Annotated in this window: 17 protein-coding genes and 1 tRNA gene; 15 read left to right on the forward strand and 3 right to left on the reverse strand. The window is 59.6% G+C overall.

Annotated elements, in window-relative coordinates:
- Positions 1–8: 8 nt before the first annotated feature.
- The 5 genes from glpE (at position 9) to ACLBW8_RS07160 (ending at position 6,785) form a co-directional block, all read left to right on the forward strand.
- Positions 9–338 (forward strand): thiosulfate sulfurtransferase GlpE, encoded by a 330-nt coding sequence (gene glpE, locus ACLBW8_RS07140; protein WP_064454392.1) that lies wholly within the window; start codon positions 9–11, stop codon positions 336–338.
- A gap of 284 nt (positions 339–622) precedes the next feature.
- Positions 623–2,545, forward strand: coding sequence for a PrkA family serine protein kinase (locus tag ACLBW8_RS07145; protein WP_003194732.1), 1,923 nt, complete (start codon positions 623–625; stop codon positions 2,543–2,545).
- A 116-nt stretch (positions 2,546–2,661) separates the two neighbouring features.
- Complete coding sequence (locus ACLBW8_RS07150; RefSeq protein ID WP_003194735.1) at positions 2,662–3,933, forward strand: YeaH/YhbH family protein; 1,272 nt, start codon at positions 2,662–2,664, stop codon at positions 3,931–3,933.
- The gene (locus tag ACLBW8_RS07155) at positions 3,930–5,492 is read left to right on the forward strand and encodes a SpoVR family protein (RefSeq protein ID WP_053258321.1); all 1,563 of its coding nucleotides are present in this window, start codon (positions 3,930–3,932) and stop codon (positions 5,490–5,492) included. Before ACLBW8_RS07150 ends, ACLBW8_RS07155 begins: the two co-directional genes overlap by 4 nt.
- A 63-nt stretch (positions 5,493–5,555) precedes the next feature.
- Entirely contained in the window at positions 5,556–6,785 is a 1,230-nt protein-coding gene (locus ACLBW8_RS07160) for a multifunctional CCA addition/repair protein (RefSeq protein ID WP_447805041.1), read from the forward strand.
- Here the strand turns inward: ACLBW8_RS07160 and folK are convergent.
- Together folK and folB are read right to left on the reverse strand one after the other, a co-directional pair.
- Positions 6,780–7,298, reverse strand: coding sequence for a 2-amino-4-hydroxy-6-hydroxymethyldihydropteridine diphosphokinase (gene folK, locus ACLBW8_RS07165; protein ID WP_064454394.1), 519 nt, complete (start codon positions 7,296–7,298; stop codon positions 6,780–6,782). The genes ACLBW8_RS07160 and folK overlap by 6 nt on opposite strands.
- Positions 7,289–7,642 (reverse strand): dihydroneopterin aldolase, encoded by a 354-nt coding sequence (gene folB / locus ACLBW8_RS07170; protein WP_053258324.1) that lies wholly within the window; start codon positions 7,640–7,642, stop codon positions 7,289–7,291. The genes folK and folB overlap by 10 nt, the downstream gene beginning before the upstream one ends.
- A gap of 72 nt (positions 7,643–7,714) precedes the next feature.
- Between folB and plsY the strand changes: the two genes are divergently transcribed.
- Positions 7,715–8,284 carry a glycerol-3-phosphate 1-O-acyltransferase PlsY gene (plsY, locus tag ACLBW8_RS07175; protein WP_064454395.1) on the forward strand — a complete coding sequence of 190 codons (570 nt, stop codon included), beginning with the start codon at positions 7,715–7,717 and terminating at the stop codon, positions 8,282–8,284.
- Between the two features lie 33 nt (positions 8,285–8,317).
- Here the strand turns inward: plsY and tsaD are convergent, their stop codons facing one another.
- Positions 8,318–9,343, reverse strand: a complete 1,026-nt coding sequence (tsaD, locus tag ACLBW8_RS07180) for a tRNA (adenosine(37)-N6)-threonylcarbamoyltransferase complex transferase subunit TsaD (protein ID WP_053258326.1) — start codon at positions 9,341–9,343, stop codon at positions 8,318–8,320.
- A gap of 203 nt (positions 9,344–9,546) precedes the next feature.
- Here tsaD and rpsU point away from each other — a divergent pair, with 203 nt between their 5' ends.
- The 9 genes from rpsU to pqqF all read left to right on the forward strand — a co-directional run bounded on the left by rpsU (position 9,547) and on the right by pqqF (position 23,733).
- Positions 9,547–9,762 carry a 30S ribosomal protein S21 gene (rpsU, locus tag ACLBW8_RS07185; protein WP_002551877.1) on the forward strand — a complete coding sequence of 72 codons (216 nt, stop codon included), beginning with the start codon at positions 9,547–9,549 and terminating at the stop codon, positions 9,760–9,762.
- Between the two features lie 441 nt (positions 9,763–10,203).
- Positions 10,204–12,174 (forward strand): DNA primase, encoded by a 1,971-nt coding sequence (gene dnaG / locus ACLBW8_RS07190; protein ID WP_262666384.1) that lies wholly within the window; start codon positions 10,204–10,206, stop codon positions 12,172–12,174.
- A 67-nt stretch (positions 12,175–12,241) separates the two neighbouring features.
- A complete protein-coding gene (rpoD, locus tag ACLBW8_RS07195) occupies positions 12,242–14,092 on the forward strand; it encodes an RNA polymerase sigma factor RpoD (RefSeq protein WP_064454398.1) in 1,851 nt (616 codons plus the stop codon).
- 135 nt (positions 14,093–14,227) lie between these two features.
- On the forward strand, positions 14,228–17,971 hold the full coding sequence (locus ACLBW8_RS07200) for an EAL domain-containing protein (protein WP_447805042.1): 3,744 nt from the start codon (positions 14,228–14,230) through the stop codon (positions 17,969–17,971).
- Between the two features lie 15 nt (positions 17,972–17,986).
- Positions 17,987–18,063, forward strand: a tRNA-Ile gene (locus ACLBW8_RS07205).
- A gap of 133 nt (positions 18,064–18,196) precedes the next feature.
- A complete protein-coding gene (locus ACLBW8_RS07210; RefSeq protein WP_053258330.1) occupies positions 18,197–18,643 on the forward strand; it encodes an Lrp/AsnC family transcriptional regulator in 447 nt (148 codons plus the stop codon).
- A 167-nt stretch (positions 18,644–18,810) separates the two neighbouring features.
- The gene (locus tag ACLBW8_RS07215; RefSeq protein WP_064455019.1) at positions 18,811–20,493 is read left to right on the forward strand and encodes a flavin monoamine oxidase family protein; all 1,683 of its coding nucleotides are present in this window, start codon (positions 18,811–18,813) and stop codon (positions 20,491–20,493) included.
- A 10-nt stretch (positions 20,494–20,503) separates the two neighbouring features.
- A complete protein-coding gene (locus tag ACLBW8_RS07220) occupies positions 20,504–21,298 on the forward strand; it encodes a carbon-nitrogen hydrolase family protein (RefSeq protein ID WP_447805043.1) in 795 nt (264 codons plus the stop codon).
- Positions 21,299–21,357: 59 nt separating this feature from the next.
- Entirely contained in the window at positions 21,358–23,733 is a 2,376-nt protein-coding gene (pqqF, locus tag ACLBW8_RS07225) for a pyrroloquinoline quinone biosynthesis protein PqqF (RefSeq protein WP_447805315.1), read from the forward strand.
- Positions 23,734–23,788 lie beyond the last annotated feature (55 nt).

Here is a 23,788-nt window from a genome sequence, read left to right on the forward strand (position 1 = left end):
AGCCCGCCATGAGCGAATTCAAACGTATCCCTCCCGAAGAAGCCCAGGCCCTGCGCGAGCAAGGTGCCGTGGTGGTCGACATCCGCGACCCGCAGGCTCACGCCGCTGGCCATATCACCGGCGCGCAGCATCTGGACAACCACAACATCGCCGACTTCATCCGTGCCGCGGACCTCGACGCACCGGTGATCGTGGCCTGCTATCACGGCAACTCCAGCCAGAGCGCGGCCGCCTACCTGATCAGCCAGGGCTTCTCCGACGTCTATAGCCTGGACGGTGGCTTTGAGCTGTGGCGTACGACCTATCCTGCAGAAATTGCCTCCGGCGATTCGCAATAATTTTTTTCACACCCCGCTACCCCGCGTGACGCATGGGCTCGCGCCGTTTCTGACGAACGGCGCAGCCAACTAATTGCGCATCGCGCCTTGAACTCCCGGATTCCGAACTATCCTTAAGCGCAGGCCATCCGAATCAGGGGAGAGCCGGTACACCGGCGTGCGGGTCATCGGTAGCGTTTGAGGGTGTTCTGGGGGGAAAACAGCCATTGGTGATCACCAATGACTGCCAGCATCGACTGATTGATCCGGCGTCGGCTCCACGTATCGAGCGAGGTGACGACGTCATGAGTATCTTTAGCCACTTCCAACAACGCTTCGCGTCCACACAGCAGGAAGAGCTCACGCTGCAAGAGTATCTCGAGCTGTGCAAGCAGGACCGCAGCACCTACGCGTCTGCCGCCGAACGTCTGCTATTGGCAATTGGTGAGCCGGAACTGGTGGAAACCGCCAACAATTCGCGCCTGTCGCGAATATTTTCCAACAAGGTGATCCGCCGCTATCCGGCCTTTGAAGACTTCCATGGTATGGAAGAATGCATCGACCAGATCGTCTCCTACTTCCGCCATGCCGCCCAAGGCCTGGAAGAGAAGAAACAGATCCTTTACCTGCTCGGCCCCGTCGGCGGCGGCAAGTCGTCCCTGGCTGAAAAACTCAAACAACTGATCGAGAAGGTACCCTTCTACGCGATCAAGGGCTCACCGGTATTCGAGTCGCCACTGGGCCTGTTCAACGCCACGGAAGATGGCGCGATCCTCGAAGAGGACTTCGGCATTCCGCGCCGCTACCTCAATACCATCATGTCGCCCTGGGCCACCAAGCGCCTGGCCGAATTTGGCGGTGATATCAGCCAGTTCCGCGTGGTGAAACTCTACCCGTCGATCCTCAACCAGATCGGCGTCGCCAAGACCGAGCCAGGCGATGAGAACAACCAGGACATTTCGGCCTTGGTGGGTAAAGTCGATATCCGCAAACTCGAAGAATTCCCGCAGAACGACGCCGACGCCTACAGCTATTCGGGCGCACTGTGCCGGGCCAACCAGGGCCTGATGGAGTTCGTGGAAATGTTCAAGGCACCGATCAAGGTGCTGCACCCACTCCTGACCGCGACCCAGGAAGGCAACTACAACAGTACTGAAGGTCTGGGCGCGATTCCGTTCACCGGGATCCTGCTGGCCCACTCCAACGAATCGGAATGGCATACCTTCCGCAACAACAAGAACAACGAAGCCTTCATCGACCGGATCTACATCGTCAAGGTGCCGTACTGCCTGCGGGTCAGCGACGAGATCAAGATTTACGACAAGCTGCTGTTCAACAGTTCTCTGGCCAAGGCTCACTGCGCGCCCGACACCCTGAAAATGCTTGCGCAATTCACCGTGCTGTCGCGCCTCAAGGAGCCGGAGAATTCGAACATCTACTCGAAGATGCGTGTGTACGACGGCGAAAACCTCAAGGACACCGATCCCAAGGCCAAGTCGATCCAGGAATATCGCGACACGGCGGGCGTGGATGAGGGCATGAACGGCCTTTCCACACGTTTCGCGTTCAAGATCCTCTCCAAGGTCTTCAACTTCGACCCGCACGAAATCGCCGCCAACCCGGTGCACCTGCTCTATGTGCTGGAGCAGCAGATCGAACAGGAGCAATTCCAGGCGGAAACCCGCGAACGCTACCTGCGCTTCCTCAAGGAATACCTGGCGCCGCGCTACATCGAGTTTATCGGCAAGGAAATCCAGACCGCGTACCTGGAGTCCTACAGCGAGTATGGCCAGAACATTTTCGACCGCTACGTGCTGTACGCCGACTTCTGGATTCAGGACCAGGAATACCGCGACCCGGAAACCGGCGAAATCCTCAACCGCGTAGCCCTCAACGAGGAGCTGGAAAAGATCGAAAAACCAGCCGGCATCAGCAATCCGAAGGATTTCCGCAACGAAATCGTCAACTTCGTGCTGCGCGCCCGGGCCAACAACAACGGCAAGAACCCTACCTGGCTCAGCTACGAGAAGCTGCGGGTGGTTATCGAGAAGAAAATGTTCTCCAACACCGAGGATCTGCTGCCGGTCATCAGCTTCAACGCCAAGGCCAGCAAGGAGGACCAGCAAAAACACAACGACTTCGTTACACGAATGGTCGAGCGTGGCTACACCGACAAACAGGTACGGCTGCTCTCCGAGTGGTATCTGCGGGTTCGCAAATCGCAGTGAAATAGCGACAAGCTTCTAGCGACAAGCTGCAAGATAAAGGCGAGTGAGCCGTCATATTGGGCGCACACTCCTCTTGCAGCTTGTAGCTTACGACTTGAAGCTCCCCGGAGGGGCCTATGAGCTATGTGATCGACCGACGCCTTAATGGCAAGAACAAGAGCACGGTAAACCGCCAGCGTTTCCTGCGGCGGTACCGTGACCACATCAAAAAGGCCGTTGAAGAGGCTGTCAGCCGCCGCTCCATCACCGACATGGAGCATGGTGAACAAATCAGCATTCCCGGACGGGACATCGACGAACCGGTGCTGCACCATGGCCGGGGCGGCAAGCAGACCGTCGTGCACCCCGGCAACAAGGAGTTCACCACCGGCGAGCACATCCAACGGCCCCAAGGTGGCGGCGGGGGTAAAGGCCCGGGCAAGGCCGGCAACTCCGGCGAAGGCATGGATGAGTTCGTGTTCCAGATTACCCAGGAAGAATTCCTCGAATTCATGTTCGAGGACCTGGAGCTGCCCAACCTGGTCAAACGCAACCTGACCGGCACCGATACGTTCAAGACCGTGCGCGCCGGGATCAGCAACGAGGGCAATCCGTCCCGGATCAACATCATCCGCACCCTGCGCTCGGCCCATGCTCGCCGTATCGCACTGTCGGGCAGCAGCCGCGCCAAACTAAAACAGGCCAAGGAAGAGTTGGCGCGCTTGAAGCGCGAAGAGCCGGACAACTTCGGCGATATTCAGGAAATCGAGGCCGAAATCGAAAAACTCAGCGCGCGCATTCACCGCGTGCCGTTTCTCGATACCTTTGACCTGAAATACAACCTGCTGGTGAAGCAACCCAACCCCAGCTCCAAGGCGGTCATGTTCTGCCTGATGGACGTGTCCGGCTCCATGACCCAGGCCACCAAGGACATCGCCAAGCGCTTCTTCATCCTGCTGTACCTGTTTCTGAAGCGGAACTACGACAAGATCGACGTGGTGTTCATCCGCCATCACACCAGCGCCCGGGAAGTGGACGAAGAAGAGTTCTTTTACTCGCGGGAAACCGGCGGCACCATCGTGTCCAGCGCGTTGAAGCTGATGCAGGAGATCATGGCCGAGCGCTACCCGGCCAACGAGTGGAATATCTACGCCGCCCAGGCTTCCGACGGCGACAACTGGAATGATGATTCGCCCATCTGCCGCGACATCCTGATCAACCAGATCATGCCGTTTGTGCAGTACTACACGTACGTCGAAATTACCCCCCGTGAGCACCAGGCCCTGTGGTTCGAATACGAGCGCATCGGCGAAGCCTTTGCCGATACCTTCGCCCAGCAGCAACTGGTCTCGGCCGGCGATATCTACCCGGTCTTCCGTGAACTCTTCCAGCGCAGGTTAGTGACATGACGGCCAAAGCGCATAAGCGCCAACCCATTTCCACCGGGTCCGAGTGGACCTTTGAACTGATCCAGGCCTATGACCGGGAAATCAGCCGTATCGCGGCGGGTTATGCCCTGGACACTTACCCTAACCAGATCGAAGTCATCACCGCCGAACAGATGATGGATGCGTATGCGTCAGTCGGCATGCCCTTGGGCTATCACCACTGGTCCTATGGCAAGCACTTCCTCAGCACCGAAAAGTCCTACACCCGCGGCCAGATGGGCCTGGCCTACGAGATCGTCATCAACTCCGACCCATGCATCGCCTATCTGATGGAGGAAAACACCATCTGCATGCAGGCGTTGGTGGTGGCCCATGCATGCTACGGGCACAACAGTTTCTTCAAAGGCAATTACCTGTTCCGCACCTGGACCGATGCCAGCTCGATCATCGATTATCTGGTGTTCGCCAAGCAGTACATCATGCAGTGCGAGGAGCGTCATGGCATCGACGCGGTGGAGGACTTGCTCGATTCCTGCCACGCCCTGATGAACTATGGGGTTGATCGCTACAAACGTCCGTACCCGATTTCTGCCGAGGAAGAACGCCTGCGCCAGAAGGAGCGTGAGGAACACTTGCAGAAACAGATCAACGACCTGTGGCGCACCATTCCAAAACGTGCGGGCAAAAACAGCGACAAGGACAATGCGCGCTTCCCCGCCGAACCTCAGGAAAACATCCTCTATTTCCTGGAAAAACACGCGCCACTGCTGGAGCCGTGGCAGCGGGAAATCGTGCGCATCGTGCGCAAGATCGCCCAGTACTTTTATCCACAGCGCCAGACCCAGGTGATGAACGAAGGTTGGGCCACGTTCTGGCACTACACCTTGATGAATGACCTGTACGACGAGGGCCTGGTCACCGACGGTTTCATGATGGAGTTCCTCACCTCCCACACCAGCGTAGTGTTCCAGCCAGGCTTCGATAGCCCGTATTACAGCGGCATCAACCCCTACGCACTGGGCTTTGCGATGTATCGCGACATCCGGCGCATGTGCGAACACCCCACCGAAGAAGACCGCCGCTGGTTCCCGGAAATCGCCGGCAGCGATTGGCTGTCGACCATCAAGTTCGCCATGAGCAGCTTCAAGGATGAGAGCTTCATCCTGCAGTACCTGTCACCCCAGGTGATTCGCGACCTCAAGCTGTTCAGCATCATGGATGACGACCTCAAGGATGACTTGGTGGTGCCCGCGATTCATGACGAACCCGGCTACCGCACCATCCGTGAAACCCTGGCGGCGCAGTACAACCTGGGCAATCGTGAGCCTAACGTGCAGATCTACAGCATCGATGTACGCGGCGACCGCTCGCTGACCCTGCGCCATCAGCAGCACGACCGCAAACCCTTGGGCGAATCCACCGAGGAGGTGCTCAAGCACCTGCATCGGTTATGGGGCTTCGATATTCACCTGGAAACCCTGCAGGGCGATCAAGTGATGAAGACCCACCACGTGCCGCCACGCAGCGATCACAACGACAACGACTACGGCCGCCTGGACCTGGCCGTCGTTCACCTCTGAAACAGCAAAGCCTCCATTGGTCAGGCACAGGCGTTATCCTGTGCCGCTAATGGAGGCTTTTTCATGAAAATCTACAAAGTCGGCGGTGCGGTGCGTGACCGCTTGCTGGGCATCAAGGTCACCGACATCGACCGTGTTGTCGTCGGCGCAACCACTGAAGAAATGCTCGCCAAGGGCTACAAGCCGGTGGGCGCTGACTTTCCGGTATTCCTGGACCCCAAAAACGGCGACGAATACGCCCTCGCCCGCACCGAACGCAAGAGCGGCCGGGGTTATGGTGGTTTTGTATTCCATGCCAGCCCCGAGGTGACGCTGGAAGAAGACCTGATTCGTCGCGACCTGACCATCAACGCCATGGCGGAGGATGATGACGGCAACCTGACCGATCCCTATCACGGCCAGCAGGATTTGACAGCGCGCGTTTTGCGTCACGTTTCCCCCGCATTTGCCGAAGATCCCCTCCGCGTACTGCGCGTTGCACGTTTTGCAGCACGTTACGCTCACCTCGGCTTTACCGTCGCGCCGGCAACGTTGGAGCTGATGCGTCAGCTCAGCGAATCCGGCGAACTGGAAGCCCTGACGCCAGAGCGCAGTTGGAAAGAAATCTCCCGGGCGCTGATGGAGGATCAGCCTCAAGTCTTTATTCAGGTACTGCGCGACTGCAACGCGCTGAAAACCCTGATGCCGGAAGTGGATGCCCTGTTCGGTGTACCGCAACCAGCAGCCCATCACCCTGAAATCGACACCGGCCTACATACCTTGAGCGTGCTGGAACAGGCGGCCCGGCACAAACAGCCGCTCACCGTGCGCTGGGCCTGCCTGCTGCATGACGTGGGCAAAGGCCTGACACCTGTGGATAAGTTGCCGCAGCATATTGCCCACGAACAGACCGGCCTGAAGCTGATCAAGGCGGTGAACGAGCGCTTCAAGGTGCCGAAGGATTGTCAGGAATTGGCCCTGCTTGTCGGCCAATATCACACCCACGGCCATCGCGCGCTGGAGCTGAAAGCGTCGACATTGCTGGAATTGCTGCAGAGTTTTGACGTTTATCGCAGGCCACAGCGTTTTGAAGAGTTCGTGGTGAGCTGTGAAATGGACGCTCGGGGCCGCAAAGGCCTGGAACAAAGAAGTTATCCACAAGCGGATTATTTACGCGGCGCGGCGAAAGCGGCCCGTGAGGTGCCTGTGGCGCCTTTGCTGGAGAAAGGTTTCAAAGGCCCCGAGCTGGGTGAGGCGCTCAAGCGTGAGCGGCTCAAGGTGTTGAAAGCCTACAAAGAACAACACGCCCTATAGGGGCGCGTCCGGCGTCAGCTGCTGGCCCTGCCACTCAAAACCGACAGGCGCCAGCACTTGATCGATCTGTGCATCGCGCCATAGCTGCGCCAATGTCTTGCCCGCCTCAGGGTGCACACGATCGGGCGCCATCAACGACAGCGGCCACAGCACAAAGGCGTTTTTCAGGATCTCTGCCCGCGGCAGGATCAAGCCATCAAAATTTCCCACCAGCTCGCCGTACAGCAACACATCGATATCCAGCGGCAGCCCTTTGCGGTCCGGGGCATAACGACCATTGTCGGCCTCGATGAATTTCAACCGGCGATCCAGCTCCATCAGCGGCAGGTCGGTGTAGGCCGAGACCACCAGATTGAAGAATGGCCCGCTTTTGATCCCCACTGGCTGGCTTTCGAACACTGGAGAACAGCGCACATCGGTCAAGAAGCTCGCCAGCGCATCCAGGCCGGCGACCAAATGGCGCTCGCGCTCGATATTGCTGCCAAGGCCTAGATAAATCTGAGTTAGCGACATCCGCGCTCGATCTCCACGCCCACGCCTTTGGCTGCCGGTACGGCGCCGGGCTTGGTCAACTTGAGGTGCAGCCAGGGAATCTGAAATTCACGCATCAGCACTTCGGCCAGGCGCTCGGCAAAGGTTTCCACCAACTGGTACTGGGATTGTTCGGCAAAGGCCTGGATACGCGCAGATACGCTGGCGTAATCGAGCGCCAGGGTCAGATCGTCACCCGCAGCAGCCGGGCGGTTGTCCCAGGCAAAGCTCAGGTCCAGACGCAGACATTGCTTGATGCCGCGCTCCCAGTCGTAGGCCCCGATCACGGTGTCGACTTCCAGGCCTTCGATAAACACTCTGTCCAAGCTCTTCTCCGCAGCACGACAAGGGCGCGTTGCCCCGTTAGAATCAGGGCGTCCTCGCCCGGAATAGTTAGCATGTTTTGGTTACTGGCGACTCTCGCCTACCTGCTCGGCTCGCTGTCCTTCGCCATTTTGCTCAGCCGCCTGACGGGAAATCCCGACCCGCGAATGAGTGGCTCAGGCAATGCCGGCGCCACCAATATGTTGCGCCTGGCCGGCAAGAAGCTCGCCGTCCTGACGCTGCTGGGCGACGTGTGCAAGGGCCTGCTGCCCGTGCTGATCGCCAACGGCGTCGGCCTCTCCCTGCAACAGCAAGCCTGGGTGGGCGTGTCTGCCGTCCTGGGCCATCTGTTCCCGCTGTACTTCCGCTTTCGCGGTGGCAAGGGCGTCGCCACGGCGGCCGGCATGTTGCTGGGGATTTACCCTCCGGCAGCGTTGCTGGCCGTGCTCGCCTGGTTACTGACGTTCTACCTGACCCGCACGAGCTCCTTGGCCGCACTGATCGCCACGCCGCTCACCCTGCCATTGCTGGCCTGGCAAGAACCTGCGGCGCTGTTGCCGATGAGCGTGCTGACACTGCTGATCGTCTGGCGCCACCGCGGCAATTTACGCGACCTGTTTGCCGGGCGCGAACGGCATTTTTAAATACGTTCGATGAACCCGGCTCACAGTGAGCCCTTACAACGGTGTCAGCTGCTCCATCGGCCAGCGGGCCTGCACGCTGATCGCCAGGCTCTCATGCTGGCCGGCCTGCAGGCGCTGGCAACCGGCATACGCAATCATTGCGCCGTTGTCGGTGCAGAACTCAGGGCGCGCGTAAAAAACATCGCCCTTCATGTCGCCGAGCATTTTTTCCAGCGAGGTGCGCAGGGCCTTGTTGGCACTGACGCCGCCCGCAATCACCAGGCGCTTCATACCGGCCTGCTTGAGGGCGCGCTTGCACTTGATGGTCAAAGTCTCCACCACGGCCTGCTGGAACGCCAGCGCGATGTCGCAACGGGCTTGCTCACTGTCGTCCCCGGCGCTGACGCTCTGTTGCCAGGTGTTGAGCGCGGAGGTTTTCAAGCCGCTGAAACTGAACATCAGGCCAGGGCGATCACACATCGGACGCGGGAACGTGTAGCGGCCCGGGACGCCTTTTTCGGCAAGACGGGCAATTTCCGGCCCGCCGGGGTAATTGAGGCCCATCATCTTCGCGGTTTTGTCGAAAGCCTCGCCGGCAGCGTCATCCAGAGACTCGCCTAAAAGCGTGTATTGGCCTATCCCATCGACCTGAACCAGCTGCGTATGGCCGCCGGAAACCAACAAAGCGACGAACGGGAACTCTGGAGGTGTTTTTTCCAACATCGGGGCCAGCAAATGGCCCTCCATGTGGTGCACACCCAGGGCAGGAATGCCCCAGGCAAACGCCAGTGCCTGAGCGCAAGAAGCCCCAACCAGCAGGGCTCCGACCAATCCAGGGCCAGCGGTGTAAGCGATGGCATCGATCTCGGTCGGCACGCAGCCGGCCTCGTCCAACACCTGGCGAATCAACGGCAGCATACGTTTGACGTGATCACGGCTGGCCAGCTCCGGCACCACGCCGCCATAGGCGCGATGCAGGTCGATCTGACTGAACAGTGCATCGGCCAAAAGCCCGCGTTCACTGTCGTAAAGTGCGACACCGGTTTCGTCGCAGGAGGTTTCAAGTCCCAGTACTAGCATGGGTTTGCGCCTTGTAGAGGCTGAATTCGAAGGCGCGCATAATAGTCGCCACTCCCCCTCCCGACTAGCGGTTTTCGATCAGAGGCTTTGCATTCCGGGCAATGAGGGGTTAACATCCGCAACCCTTAAAAACCGACGACCTCAGCCGCGAATTTTTTGCGACGAGAACGTTGATTCCCGGTAATGAAAGAAGGTAGCTCTGGATGCCAGCCGTCAAAGTAAAAGAGAACGAACCCTTCGACGTAGCTCTGCGTCGTTTCAAGCGCTCCTGCGAAAAAGCCGGTGTTCTGGCTGAAGTTCGTAGCCGCGAATTTTATGAGAAGCCAACTTCTGAGCGTAAGCGTAAAGCAGCAGCCGCTGTTAAGCGTCACGCTAAGAAAGTTCAGCGCGAGCAGCGCCGCGCCGTTCGTCTGTACTAATACACAGACGTTCGTAGCAAGCTTCTGCCAAGCCCGGCCCTCAGCCGGGCTATTGGCATTTGCGGATATCGCTTGATGCTTCACCGTCGACGCCGCACACGCGACCGAGACACTGCTTCAAACGTCAGGACTGGCTTTTCTGCCAGCGGTGCGCGTCTCTTCTGACGAGCCTAACAAGGCTACTGACGAGCACACTTATTTTTTAACAGGCGATCAACAGATCGACTGCGCCCACCGATGAGCTTCCGAGGCCCGCACACGGCCAAGACCGGACTCCCGGGCAACATTTCCATGCCGAAATCTGATTGAAATTAACGTCAGTGAATGTTCGGCAGATACACTTCCTGACAGCCCAAGCAGACGACAGTTGATCGAGCCGCACAATTTGCGCGCCCGAGCACTTCACGGGCCTCATTGACACGCAGTGATGACGAGAACGCCATGGCCGGGCTAATTCCCCAGAGCTTTATTGACGACCTTCTGAACCGCACCGACATCGTCGATGTAGTCAGCTCGCGCGTGCAAATGAAGAAGGCTGGCAAGAACTACACCGCCTGCTGCCCGTTTCACAAAGAAAAAACCCCGTCGTTCAGCGTCAGCCCCGACAAGCAGTTCTACTACTGTTTCGGCTGCGGCGCGGGCGGCAACGCCCTCGGCTTCATCATGGACCACGACAACCTGGACTTCCCCCAGGCCGTCGAGGAACTGGCGAAAGCCGCCGGCATGGAAATCCCTCGCGAAGAAAGTGGCCGCCCGCACAAACCGCGACAACCCACCGACTCGCCGCTGTACCCGCTGCTGACGGCCGCTGCCGACTTCTATCGTCAGGCGCTTAAAAGCCATCCGCAGCGCAAGGCCGCCGTCGATTATCTCAAGGGCCGCGGCCTCACGGGCGAGATCGCAAGGGACTTCGGCCTCGGCTTCGCCCCGCCCGGCTGGGACAACCTGTACAAGCACCTGAGCAGCGACACCTTGCAACAGAAGGCTATGATCGACGCCGGCCTGCTGGTGGAAAATGCCGAGACGGGTAAGCGCTACGACCGGTTCCGCGACCGCGTGATGTTCCCGATCCGCGACAGCCGTGGCCGGATCATCGCTTTCGGCGGCCGAGTACTGGGGGACGATAAACCCAAGTACCTGAACTCCCCGGAAACTCCCGTATTTCATAAAGGCCAGGAACTCTACGGCCTGTTCGAGGCGCGCAAAAACAATCGCAACCTCGATGAAATCATCGTGGTGGAAGGCTACATGGACGTGATTGCCCTCGCCCAGCAGGGCCTGCGCAATGCCGTCGCCACCCTGGGGACTGCCACCAGCGAAGAACACATGAAACGCCTGTTTCGCGTGGTGCCCAACGTATTGTTCTGCTTCGACGGCGACCAGGCCGGCCGTAACGCCGCCTGGCGCGCACTCGAAGCCACACTGTCGAGCCTGCAGGATGGGCGCCGCGCACGTTTCCTGTTCCTGCCCGAAGGCGAAGACCCGGACACCCTGGTGCGCTCCGAAGGCACCGACGCCTTCCGCGCGCGCATTAATCAGCATGCGCAGCCCCTGGCGGACTATTTCTTCCAGCAACTGACCGAAGAAGCCGACCCGCGCTCCCTCGAAGGCAAGGCCCACATGGCCACCCTCGCAGCACCGCTGATCGACAAAGTGCCGGGCGCCAACCTGAAGTCACTGATGCGCATGCGCCTGCTGGAAATAACCGGCTTGAGCGGCGAGGCCGTCAGCCAGCTGGTACACAACGCACCGCAAGACGCGCCACCCGCGTACGACCCAGGCATGGATTACGACGCCATGCCGGACTATTCCGACTTCCACCAACCGCAGGACGCCTACGCGCCACAGCAGGAGTGGACACCGAAAAAGCCCGGCGCCGGCGGTAAAAAATGGGACAAGAAGCCCTGGAGCAAGAACGGCAAGCGCGGTGATCGTGATGAGTCCTACGCTCCACGCACGCCCCTGGCGGTCGAAGCCCCGACACTTATTGCGTTGCGAACGCTTATTCACCACCCGCAATTGGCGGGAAAGGTGGAAAGCGCCGACCATTTTGCCAACGAGAGCAACACCTATGCTCAGGTACTGATCGCCTTGATCGAGGCGGTACAGAAAAATCCTAAGCTAAACTCAATTCAGTTGATGGCTCGTTGGCATGGCACCGAACAAGGCCGCCTCCTTAAAGCACTTGCAGAAAAGGAGTGGCTAATTGACGGCGATAACCTTGAACAACAGTTTTTAGACACCATTACTAGGTTATCCGCGGGTCAGCATACGCAGACCCTCGATGAACTCATCAAAAGAGCGAGGCAGCCGGGATTGTCGGCTGAAGAGCAAATTCAGATAGCAAAACAGATGCGTGACCTCTTAAAACAGAATGTTTCCGCATCAAACCCGACCTCAGCTGGCGTGTGAGGTCATAGCTCGGGTATAATCCTCGGCTTGTTTTTTGCCCGCCAAGACCTTCAGTGGATAGGGTGTTATGTCCGGAAAAGCGCAACAGCAGTCTCGTATCAAAGAGTTGATCGTTCTCGGTCGTGAGCAGGGTTACCTGACTTACGCGGAGGTCAACGACCACCTGCCTGAGGATATTTCAGATCCAGAGCAGGTGGAAGACATCATCCGCATGATTAACGACATGGGGATCAACGTATTCGAAGCTGCGCCAGATAAGGATTCCCTTATGCTGGCGGACGCCGATACCGACGAGGCTGCCGCTGAAGAAGCGGCTGCCGCGCTGGCCGCTGTGGAGACCGATATCGGTCGTACCACCGACCCTGTGCGCATGTATATGCGTGAAATGGGTACCGTCGAGCTGTTGACACGTGAAGGCGAAATTGAAATCGCCAAGCGTATCGAAGAGGGTATCCGTGAAGTGATGGGCGCAATTGCGCACTTCCCAGGCACGGTTGACCACATTCTCTCCGAGTACACCCGCGTCACCACCGAAGGTGGTCGCCTGTCCGACGTTCTGAGCGGTTATATCGACCCGGACGACGGTATTGCGCCGCCTGCCGCCGAAGTACCGCCGCCCGTCGACCCGAAGGCCCCTAAAGCCGACGACGACACCGAAGAAGACGATGCTGAAGCCAGCAGCGACGACGAAGATGAAGTCGAAAGCGGCCCGGACCCGATCATCGCTGCCCAGCGTTTCGGTGCGGTTTCCGATCAAATGGAAATCACCCGCAAGGCCCTGAAAAAGCACGGTCGTGGCAACAAGCTGGCAATTGCCGAGCTGGTGGCCCTGGCTGAGCTGTTCATGCCAATCAAGCTGGTGCCGAAGCAATTCGAAGGCCTGGTTGAGCGTGTTCGCAGTGCCCTTGAGCGTCTGCGTGCCCAAGAGCGCGCAATCATGCAGCTCTGTGTACGTGATGCACGTATGCCGCGTGCCGACTTCCTGCGCCAGTTCCCGGGCAACGAAGTTGATGAAAGCTGGACCGATGCACTGGCCAAAGGCAAGGCGAAATACGCTGAAGCCATTGGTCGCCTGCAGCCGGACATCATCCGTTGCCAGCAGAAATTGACCGCGCTTCAAACCGAAACCGGTTTGACGATTGCTGAGATCAAGGACATCAACCGTCGCATGTCGATCGGCGAGGCCAAGGCCCGCCGCGCGAAGAAAGAGATGGTTGAAGCGAACTTGCGTCTGGTGATCTCCATCGCCAAGAAGTACACCAACCGTGGCCTGCAATTCCTCGATCTGATCCAGGAAGGCAACATCGGCTTGATGAAGGCTGTGGACAAGTTCGAATACCGTCGCGGCTACAAGTTCTCGACTTATGCCACCTGGTGGATCCGTCAGGCGATCACTCGCTCGATCGCCGACCAGGCCCGCACCATCCGTATTCCGGTGCACATGATCGAGACCATCAACAAGCTCAACCGTATTTCCCGGCAGATGTTGCAGGAAATGGGTCGCGAACCGACGCCGGAAGAGCTGGGCGAACGCATGGAAATGCCTGAGGATAAAATCCGTAAGGTATTGAAGATCGCTAAAGAGCCGATCTCCATGGAAACGCCGATTGGTGATGACGAAGACTCCCACCTGGGTGACTTCATCGAAGACTCGACCATGCAGTCGCCAATCGATGTGGCTACCGTTGAGAGCCTTAAAGAAGCGACTCGCGACGTACTGTCCGGCCTCACTGCCCGTGAAGCCAAAGTACTGCGCATGCGTTTCGGCATCGACATGAATACCGACCACACCCTTGAGGAAGTCGGTAAGCAGTTTGACGTGACCCGTGAGCGGATCCGCCAGATCGAAGCCAAGGCACTGCGCAAGTTGCGCCACCCGACGCGAAGCGAGCATCTACGCTCCTTCCTCGACGAGTGATACCAGAACCCCCGGCCCAGGCCGGGGGTTTTGCTTTTTACAGACTACTTTCTATAGATTTACTGCCCCGCAATACCCCTCTCCCGCAATGCCCGTCTACACTCGAACCATTCCCCGTGCCATAACGAGACCGTTATGCCCAGACTGCCGACCGTGATACTGCTGTCGCTGCTGACCTGGACCGCAACGGCTGGCGCGTTGACTCTTACTGATGAAGAGCGTGGCTGGCTGTCGGACCATCAGGAGCTGCGCCTGGGGGTGGATGCTTCCTGGCCACCCTTCGAATACCGTGACGAAAATGGCCGTTACCAAGGCCTGGCTGCTGACTATGTTCGCTTGATCCAGGACCGCCTGGGCGTACGGATCAAACTGGTCGAGCCCGTAAACTGGACCGCCGTGCTTGAGCAGGCAAAAAATAACCAGCTCGACCTGCTGCCCGGCATCATGTCCACGCCGGAGCGCCAGAACTACCTGGCCTTCACACGCCCCTATCTGGATTTCCCCATCGTCATCCTCGCCCATGAGGGCGGCGCGCAACCGCGCAACCTCAAGGACCTGTATGGCCTGAAGATCGCGGTCGTGGAGAACTACGCGCCTCACGAATTGCTGCGCACCCACCATCCCGATCTCAACCTGGTGGCGATGCCCAATGTCAGCTCGGCCCTGCAAGCACTGGCCACTGACGAAGTGGATGCCGTGATTGGCGACCTGGCATCCAGTGTCTGGAGCCTGCGCCAGCTCAAACTGGATGGTTTGTACGTCAGCGGCGAAACGCCCTACCGCTATCAGTTGGCGATGGGTGTGCCGCGCGATCAGAAAATGCTGGTAGGCATTCTGGACAAAGTCCTCGCCGACCTCAGCTCAGACGAAACCGACGCGATCCAGCAGCACTGGGTCGGTAGCGTTACCGATCACCGCACCTTTTGGGTCGACTTGCTGAAATATGGCCTACCGGCGGTGCTGTTGTTGAGTACCGTGCTGGCCATCGTGATTCGGATCAATCGTCGACTCAGCTCGGAGATTGCCCGGCGGGTCGCCCTTGAGCAGGAACTGCGCAGCAGCGAGTATCACTATCGCGGCCTGGTAGAGAGCCTGTCCGCCATCGCCTGGGAAGCCAGCATCAGCGATTTCACCTACAGCTACGTATCACCCCATGCCGAAGAACTGCTGGGCTACCCCCGCGCCCATTGGCTGATTCCAGGCTTTTGGCGCAACATCATCCACCCCGCCGACCTGACGCGCGCTGAAGCCTATTGCTACCGGGAAACGCGCGCCAACCGCGACCACAGCATCGATTATCGGGTGATGACCGCCGACGGCCGCTGCTTGTGGGTGCGCGATATTGTCAGCCTCATCGAGCACGGGCATGAGCCGGTGCTACGCGGCTTGATGATCGATATCAGCGAAGCCAAGCGCACCGAAGAAGCCTTGCAGCTGTCCGAGCAAAAATTTGCCTCGGTGTTCCAGCAATGCCCGGACATCCTGGTGATTGCGCGGATGTCCGATGGCTGCCTGCTTGAAGTGAACAAAGCGTTCGAGGATCAGATTGGCCTTAGCGCCGAAGAAGTGGTCGGTAAAACCGCCACCGAACTGAATATCTGGGGCATCCAGGGCGTCGGCCCCGACCTGCTGCAACGGGTCCAAAGCAGCAGCGTGCGCAACCTGGAAATGCCTTTTCTGCGCAGCAATGGCCAAGCGTTTACCGGGCTGATCTCCGCGGAGCCGTTCCAGCTCGACACCACCGAGGCCCTGGTCGTGGTGGTGCGTGATATCACCCAGCTCAAGGAAACCCAACAACAGCTGCAAACCTCCGAAGAGAAATTCGCCAAAGCCTTCCACGCCTCACCGGATGGCTTGCTGCTGAGCCGCCAAAGCGATGGGTTACTGATTGAAGTGAACGAGGGTTTCAGCCGACTGACCGGGTTCACCAGCGCAACCTCACTTGACCAGTCAACCCTGGACCTGGGCATTTGGGTCGACCTCAACGAACGCACACAACTGCTGAAACTGATGCAGCGCGACGGTTTTGTCCGCGATTTCGTCTGCCATATACGGCGCAGTGATGGGCAAATTCGCCTTTGCGAAGTGTCCAGCCGCCCGCTGCCCATTGCTGATGAAGATTGCATGCTGACCATCGCGCGGGACATCACCGAACGCCAATTCATGCAGGAAAAACTGCAACAGGCCGCCACCGTGTTCGAGAGCACGGCCGAAGGTGTATTGATCACCGACACCCGGCAGAACATCAGCGCCGTCAACCGCGCCTTCAGCGAAATCACCGGCTACAGCGAAGCCGAAGCCCTCGGCAGTACGCCGCGCCTGCTCGCCTCCGGCCTGCATGACAGCGCATTCTATGCGGCAATGTGGCACCAGTTGACCGCTTTGGGGCACTGGCAGGGCGAGATTTCCAACCGCCGCAAGAACGGCGAGCTGTACCCCAGTTGGCTGACCATCAGTGCCGTGCGTAACCGCGAGCAAGTGGTCACACACTTCGTCGCTGTGTTTGCCGACATCTCCAGCCTCAAGCATGCCCAGGCCCGCCTCGACTACCAGGCCCATCATGATCCGCTGACTGGACTGCCCAATCGCACCCTGTTTGAAAGCCGGTTGCAGGCGGCACTTAACGGCCAGCAGGAAAGCGGTAACCAGGGCGCCGTGCTGTTCCTCGACCTGGACCGCTTCAAACACATCAACGACAGCCTCGGCCACCCCGTTGGCGACCTGTTGCTCAAAGACATCGCGGTGCGCCTCAAGGAGCAACTGCGCGACGTCGATACCGTGGCGCGCCTGGGCGGCGACGAATTCATCATCCTGCTGCCCGGCCTGCAGCAAGCCAGCGATGCCGAGCACCTGGCCAACAAGCTGCTCGCCTGCTTCACCCCACCGTTCCAGGCCGGCGAGCACGAGTTCTTTATCAGCGCCAGCATCGGCACCAGCCTGTACCCGCAGGACGGCACTGACGTCGCCACCCTGGTCAAAAACGCCGACGCCGCGATGTACCGCTCCAAGGCCAAGGGCCGCAACCGCGTTGAAAGCTACACCCGCGACCTCACCACTCAAGCCAAAGAGCGCGTAGCACTGGAGCATGAACTGCGCCGCGCCATCGAGCGTGAAGAGCTGTTTTTGTACTACCAACCGAAGCTGAGCCTGGACACTCAGGAACTGATCGGCGCCGAAGCACTGATCCGCTGGCACCACCCGACCTTCGGCGACGTGCCACCCGAACACTTCATCGCCCTCGCCGAAGAGAACGGCACGATCCTGCAGATTGGCGACTGGGTATTGGAACAAGCCTGCCGGCAGCTGCAAGCCTGGCAAACCGCCTATGAGGGTTTCGGCCCACTGTCGGTCAACCTTGCTGGCGCGCAACTGCGTCATCCCGGCCTGTTAGCGCGCATCGAACAACTCTTGCGCGACTACCGCCTGGAGCCCGGCTGCCTGCAACTGGAAATCACCGAAAACTTCATCATGAGCCAGGCCGAAGAAGCGCTGGAGGTGCTGCACCAGCTCAAACAACTGGGCGTGCAACTGGCAATCGATGACTTCGGCACCGGCTATTCATCCCTCAGCTACCTCAAGCGCCTGCCGCTGGACTTCCTCAAGATCGACCAGTCTTTCGTACGCGGCCTGCCCGACGACCCCCACGACGCCGCCATCGTGCGCGCCATCATCGCCCTGGGCCACAGCATGCAATTCACCATCATCGCCGAAGGCGTGGAAAACCCCGCGCAACAGGCCTTCCTCGCGGCCGAAGGCTGTGAACAGATGCAAGGCTACATCGTCAGCCTACCGCTGCCGCCCGAGCTTTTTGCCGAAGCTTTTCTTCATATGAGGGTTTCAGACTTTTCGGATGGCACAGCGGGGAAACCGTCGTTATAATCCGCGACCTACTGAGGGCCTATAGCTCAGTTGGTTAGAGCAGGGGACTCATAATCCCTTGGTCGTAGGTTCGAGTCCTACTGGGCCCACCAAACAAGAAAGCCGCGCACTGCGCGGCTTTCGTGTATCTGGCGTAGCGGTTTTTGTCAGCTGTTCGCCTACCACCTCCACACCCACGCAAACCTGTAACATGGCGCCCCATTGCCGCCCGCACTGGAGCTCCCCTTGCCCACCCTGGATGAAATCGATCGCCAACTGATCGCCGCCTTGCAGATTAACGCCCGCGAAAGCGTGGCCATGCTTGCCCGGCAGTTGGGTATTGCGCGCACCACGGTGACGTCGCGCCTGGCACGCCTGGAGAAAACCCAGGTGATTACCGGGTATGGCGTGCGCCTCGGCCAGCGAGTGATCGATGGTGGTTTGCAGGCTTATGTCGGGATCACCGTTCAAGCGCGTTCGGGCAAGGAAGTGTTGCGCCGGCTCAGCGCCATGGCGCAGGTGCAGCAGCTGTGTGCGGTGAGTGGCGAATTCGATTACGTGGCCTGGCTGCGCACCGACTCGCCGGAGCAGCTGGATCAGTTGCTGGACCAGATTGGCAGCGTCGATGGCGTGGAGAAAACCACCACTTCGATCATCCTCAGTAACAAATTGGATCGTGGCCAACCGATCTGACTTACAACTTCGTCACTTTGACTAAAAACAATCCAATCCGACGACACATTGCGTCTTATTAACGAACGCAACGCTCCCTAAACTGGCTGCCATCTTTTCCTATACTCAACGGGCCGAATCCCGCCGAGTCGCCAGTAAGGTCAGCCATGAGCATTCCGTCCAGCACCATCAGCAAAACCAATCGCCACCCCGCCGACGGTAAAAAACCCATCACCATTTTTGGCCCGGACTTTCCGTTTGCCTTTGATGACTGGATTGAGCACCCGGCCGGTCTGGGCAGCATCCCGGCGGCCAACCATGGCGCCGAAGTGGCGATTGTCGGTGCCGGGATCGCGGGCCTCGTGGCCGCCTACGAGCTGATGAAGCTGGGCCTCAAGCCCGTGGTGTATGAAGCCTCGAAAATGGGCGGTCGCCTGCGTTCCCAGGCATTTGAAGGGGCCGAAGGCATCATCGCCGAGTTGGGTGGCATGCGTTTTCCGGTGTCGTCCACCGCGTTTTACCACTATGTAGACAAGCTGGGCCTGGAAACCAAACCCTTCCCCAACCCGCTGACGCCGGCCTCCGGCAGTACCGTGATCGACCTCGAAGGCCAGACTCACTACGCGCAAAAAATCTCCGACTTGCCGGTACTGTTCCAGGAAGTTGCCGATGCCTGGGCGGATGCGCTGGAAGCCGGTTCGCAGTTCGGTGATATCCAGCAGGCCATCCGCGACCGCGACGTGCCACGCCTCAAAGCGCTGTGGAATAAGCTGGTGCCGCTGTGGGACGACCGCACTTTCTATGACTTCGTCGCCACCTCCAAGGCCTTCGCCAAGCTGTCGTTCCATCACCGCGAAGTGTTCGGCCAGGTCGGTTTTGGCACCGGCGGCTGGGACTCGGACTTCCCCAACTCGATGCTCGAGATCTTCCGCGTGGTGATGACCAACTGCGACGACCATCAACACCTGGTGGTCGGCGGTGTGGCGCAAGTGCCCATGGGCATCTGGCGCCATGTGCCGGAGCGTTGCGCCCACTGGCCGGCAGGCACCAGCCTCAGTTCGTTGCATCGGGGCGCGCCACGAGCGGGTGTGAAACGCATTGCCCACGCCGCCGATGGCCGTTTCGCAGTCACCGACAACTACGGCGACACCCGCGAATACGCCGCCGTACTGACCACCTGCCAAAGCTGGCTGCTGACCACCCAGATCGAATGCGACGAAACCCTGTTCTCGCAAAAAATGTGGATGGCCCTGGACCGCACGCGCTACATGCAGTCGTCGAAAACCTTCGTGATGGTCGACCGCCCGTTCTGGAAAGACAAAGACCCGGAAACCGGCCGCGACCTGATGAGCATGACCCTCACCGATCGCCTGACCCGTGGCACTTACCTGTTCGACAACGGCGACGACAAGCCTGGGGTTATCTGCCTGTCGTACTCGTGGATGAGCGACGCGCTGAAAATGCTGCCGCAGCCCATCGACAAGCGCGTGAAGCTGGCCCTCGACGCGCTGAAGAAGATTTACCCGAAAGTCGACATCAAGGCGCGCATCATCGGCGACCCGATCACCGTATCGTGGGAAGCCGACCCGCATTTCCTCGGGGCGTTCAAAGGTGCATTGCCCGGCCACTATCGCTATAACCAGCGGATGTATGCGCACTTCATGCAAAAGGACATGCCCGCCGAACAACGCGGGATTTTTATCGCCGGTGACGACGTGTCCTGGACGCCCGCCTGGGTGGAAGGCGCGGTGCAGACTTCGCTGAACGCGGTGTGGGGCATCATGACTCACTTCGGTGGCAGCACTCACTCGGAGAACCCGGGGCCGGGTGACGTATTTGATGAAATCGGACCGATCGCCCTGGCCGATTAAGGAGTTGAACATGCGCGTCGCCCTGTACCAATGCCCACCGCTGCCGTTGGATGTCGCCGGTAACCTCAAGCGCCTGCACCAACTCGCGCATGAAGCGTCGGGTGCCGATGTGCTGGTGCTGCCGGAGATGTTCCTCAGCGGCTACAACATCGGTGCCGAAGCGGTTGGCGCGCTGGCCGAAGCCCAGGACGGGCCGTCAGCACAGACGATTGCCGACCTGGCGAAAAGCGCCGGGCTGGCGATCCTCTATGGCTACCCGGAGCGAGCCGAGGACGGGCAGATCTACAACGCCGTGCAGTTGATCGACGCCCACGGCCAGCGCCTGTGCAACTATCGCAAGACCCACCTGTTTGGCGACCTGGATCACTCGATGTTCAGCGCCGGGGAGGATGATTTCCCGCTGGTGGAATTGAACGGTTGGACGCTCGGTATTCTGATCTGCTATGACCTGGAATTCCCGGAAAACACCCGTCGCCTGGCCCTCGCCGGGGCCGAACTGATCCTGGTGCCCACCGCCAACATGGTGCCGTTCGACTTCGTCGCCGACGTAACCGTGCGGGCACGGGCCTTTGAAAACCAGTGTTATGTGGCGTATGCCAACTATTGCGGGCACGAGGACGAGATTCAATACTGCGGACAAAGCAGCATTGCCGCGCCGAATGGTCAGCGAATCGCCCAGGCCGGCCTGGATGAAGCCTTGATCGTCGGGCAGTTGGATCGCCAAGCCATCACGGACGCACGCACTGCCAATCACTACCTTCAGGATCGACGCCCCGAGCTATACGGCGCACTGCACAAGCCCTGACCCAGCCGGTTTGTTAGCGGTTTGTTAACATGGGCACATCCTACGTTTCGGAAGTGCCCATGCCTGCGCCGGCCCACCCTCATCACCTGCACCTGACCCTGGCCAACGGCCTGCACGTTTCCCTGCACCATGCGCCGCGTTTGAAGCGTTGCGCCGCGTTGTTACGCGTGGCCGCTGGCAGCCATGACGTGCCATTGGCCTGGCCGGGGCTGGCGCATTTTCTTGAGCATTTGTTGTTTCTCGGCACCCAACGGTTTCCGACAAACGAAGGGTTGATGGCCTACGTGCAGCGTCATGGCGGGCAGGTCAACGCCAGCACCCGCGAGCGCACCACGGACTTCTTCTTTGAGTTGCCGGTGGCGCCCTTTGCGGATGGCTTGGAGCGGCTGGCCGAGATGCTGGCCAATCCGCGCCTGGCGCTTGAAGACCAACTGCGTGAACGCGAAGTGCTGCAAGCGGAGTTTGTTGCCTGGTCTCAGGACGCCCAAGCGCAACAGCAAGTCGCGCTGCTGGAAGGTTTGGCAGCCGATCATCCTCTGCGCGGCTTTCATGTGGGCAATCGCGATAGCCTGCCGGTGGAGCGTGAGGCATTTCAACAGGCACTGCGGGAATTCCACTCCGGGTTCTATCGGACCGGGCAGATGACCTTGAGCCTCGCTGGCCCGCAACCGCTGGAGGAACTGCACGCGTTGGCTCAACAGTTCAGCGAAACATTGGTTTCAGGGCCTGCGCGCCCACAGGCACCGCCGCCAGCGCTGATGCGAGGCCAGGCACGGCGTTTTCAACACACCGCCAACCACCACCTGCACCACGTCATTACCTGTGACGCCCCCCGTGAAGCACTGGATTTTCTCTGCACGTGGCTCAACGCCTCGGCACCGGGTGGGCTGCTGGCGGAACTGAAAGCACAAAAACTGGCCAGCGCTGTGCAGGCTTCCGTGCTCTATCACTTCGCCGGCCAGGCAGTGCTGGATATCGACTTTACCCTCGGCAATCAAGACAGTTCGACTACCCGAATCGAAGCGCTGCTGCACGACTGGCTGAGCTTTTTCATACACAGCGACTGGTCTTCGTTACGCGAAGAATTCGCCCTGCGTGCGGCTCGCCAACAACAGGTCCAGGGCGCCCTGGCATTGGCTCGGCACGACAGCGCAGACCTGTCGGATAACGACTGCGTAGCCCTGAAGGCGATGCTTGATGCTCTGCACCTGCCGCCCTCTGAACACACCTGGCAATTGCCACCCCACAACCCGTTCCTGCGCCCGCCTGTCAAAGAAGAACGCGCCGGGCTGATTCGCGGCCAGACCAGCGCCCACCGTGGTTTGCGCACCTTTGCCCAGGACCGCTCCCGAGGCCGCCGAGAAGTGTCGGCGCTGGCATTCAGCCAGGCCTTGGCAGATGACACCGATGAAGGCGCGCTCTACCTGCAGTGGCGGTTTGATTGCGCCGTACCCGTCGGGCTGGAAAGCACATTGCAGCCGTTGCGTGAGCATGCCCATCAGGCCGGAATCGAGTTGTCTTTCGAAACCACTGGCAATGACTGGCAGGTGAAAATGGTCGGCCTTCACGAGCCCATGCCGGCAGTGGTTGAAGAATTGGCGCGTCGCCTTGGCTCAGCGGATGAACACCTGCCGCCACCCGCCCCAGCGCCGCTGATCGCTATTCGCGCATTGCTCAAGGCGTTGCCTGCTTGCTGCACCGGTGATCATTCGCGAGCATGCGAGACGCCCGCCCCATGGACGAACGCCCGGTGGCAAGGGCTGGGTTTCGGTTTACCCGCCGCGTGTGAAGCTGCGATCAAAATCGCGGCAGCGCGGTTGCCCGGGCAGCCGGCAAGCCTTGAGTACACGTCACCCACCCTCGACGGCCAGAAGCGATGGCACGAGGTAAACACCGACGCCAGCGAGGCCGCGTTGTTGCTATTTTGCCCAACGCCGACGCGTGCCCTGGCTGACGAAGCGGCATGGCGACTGCTTGGGCATCTGCTGCAGGGTCCGTTTTACCAGCGCCTGCGCGTCGAACTGCAAATCGGCTACGCGGTCTTCAGCGGTATCCGACAGGTCAACGGGCAAACCGGGCTGCTGTTTGGCGTGCAATCCCCCGGCGTTTCCCTGAGCGGGATCGTTGATCACCTGCAAACCTTCCTGGAACAGGTGTCGGCATTGGTCGACAGCCGCGGCGACTTTGACAACCAACGCTTGGCGCAGCAATTCACTGCCGATGAGCTGCCTGTCGCCCAAGCCGCCGAGCTGCTTTGGCATGCCCACCTGGCGGGCCACACGTCGGATTATCTGGGGCAACTTCAACACCTGATCCAAACCCTGACGCGCGAGGATTTGCAGCACGCCGCCCAGCAACTCAACGACGCTACAGGAGGCTGGCGCTGTGTGGCCAACGGGCCGCGTGTCACGGGCGCCTGGCAACCGGCAGGCTGATCATTGCCAACCCTGCAACAGGCTTTTTCCGCCAAGACAGCGCTAACTTGAAAAG

Source organism: Pseudomonas sp. M5A4_2d (genome assembly GCF_053345295.1).